The organism is Micromonospora echinofusca (assembly GCF_017614955.1).
Taxonomy (GTDB): Bacteria; Actinomycetota; Actinomycetes; order Mycobacteriales; family Micromonosporaceae; genus Micromonospora; species Micromonospora echinofusca_A.
Genome location: NZ_WVUH01000623.1, coordinates 1 through 1,686 on the forward strand (window position 1 = coordinate 1; position 1,686 = coordinate 1,686).

The 1,686-nt window shown below is 77.0% G+C and carries 2 protein-coding genes; both read right to left on the reverse strand.

Features of this window, described 5'->3' with window-relative positions:
* Positions 1-850, reverse strand: an 850-nt coding sequence (locus GSF22_RS33395; protein ID WP_208817890.1) for a glutamate-cysteine ligase family protein, incomplete at its 3' end; no start/stop codon positions are given.
* Between the two features lie 130 nt (positions 851-980).
* Positions 981-1,686: hypothetical protein (locus GSF22_RS33400; RefSeq protein WP_208817891.1), on the reverse strand; the 706-nt coding region annotated here is incomplete at its 5' end.

Here is a 1,686-nt window from a genome sequence, read left to right on the forward strand (position 1 = left end):
GGTCACCTTCGCCGACCCAGTCGGCGAAGGTGACCCCGGCCGGGGGTGTCCAGTCGGTGCGGTCGGCGCGCAGGCAGAGCAGCGGCGCGTCGAGGGCGTACCGGATCCAGGCCGCGACCGGGTCACCGGTCGCCCCGGGCGACCAGACCGGGCCGGTCCGGGCGGGGTCGATGTCGAGCCAGGCGGCCATCCGGGCGGAGGCCCAGCCGGCAGGCCGGCCGTTGTGCCGGCCGGCGGTGGCGAACGCCGCGACGAGCGGTGGTCCGAGGGCGTGCGCGGCGACCCAGCGCGCCCCGACCTGCTCGGGTTCCCCGGCGTCCAGGCAGACCTGGAGGCCGGCGGTGCTGTACATCATCGTCCGGCCGGCCGGCCCGCGCCGGTCGAACACGCACCGCATGGCACGGTAGCGCGGGGTGTCGACCACCGGACGGGGTGGTCGGTGCGGGTCGATGCCGCTGTCACCGAGGGTCAGTCCGGCGGCGGCCAGCAGCCCGGTGAGCGTGGCGATGTCGGCGTCGGTGGCGTCGGCCAGCTCGGTCAGGGAGCGTTGGGGGCGGGTCGAGATCTCCACCTGCCCGCCGGGTTCGACGGTGACCGCACCACCCCGGGGCAGCGGGTCCGCGTCCCGGGCGGGGTCGAGGGTCTGCGGGGCGTACCGGCCGAGTGCGGTACGCAACCGGTCCCGGGAGACCGGACGGGCCGGGTCGACGGCGTCGTGGACGGTCCATTCCAGCTCGGTACCGGTGTAGGTGGGTGGGCCGGTCTTGAAACAGATCCTGGCCAGGTGCCGTTCGGCGGCACCGACCTCGTGCAGCACCTCGGCCCGGTCCAGCCCCGGTGACGTGACCACGGCAGTCCCCTTCCGCCCAGGGATGGGCTCCGGCCGGTCCATGCGACCGGGCTCGTCCCACCCTGTCTAGCAGATGGTCAGACTATCCGCCCCCGGTAAACGGATCGGTGCTGTCCGATGACGGACCGGGTCAACGCGGGCCCGGGGTGACCTGACTGCCGGTCCGGGCCGGCCCGTCGGTGGGCACCCTGCTGGGCCGGTCCGGGCGCTCGGTGGACCGGTGGGTCGGCTCCGGCGGGATCCGCAGCAGCTGCCGGCAGTACCCCTCCACCTGCTCCGGTCCACCGGCGGCCAGCACGAGCTGGCGGTAGCTGGGCGTACCGGCCTCCCGGGCCCGTTCGGCGCTGCCCTTGCTGAGCAGGGCGGCGCAGAGCTTCCGGGCATCGGCCTGCCCGACCTCGGGCCGTACCGTGCCCGTGGTCGGGCGCGGGGTACCGGAGGTCGGCGCGGCCGACGCGGACCGGGTCGTGGTACCGGGCGACGCGCCGGGGGTGGCCGCCGCGGATCCGCGTGGGGTGCCCGGGGCCTCCGACGGTGCCGGATCCTCGGTGCGGCCGAGGCCACCGGCGGCCACCGCCACCCCGGCCGTGGCGACGGTGGCGAGACCGGCGATCCAGGCCAGCGCGCCGGTGCCCCGGCGACGGGCCGACGCGGGTGGGGTCACCTGTTCCGGCGCGGCGGCCCGGATGGTCCGGAACGCCGCCACGGCGGCCTCCTCCCGGGCCAGTTCGTCGGGTCGGGCCGGGGCGGCGGCGGCGGCCAGCAGGCGGGCCAGGGGGTCCGGGTCGGCGTCGGTGGGCGGTGTCGGGCCGTCGAGGAGCCGGTCGACCGCATCC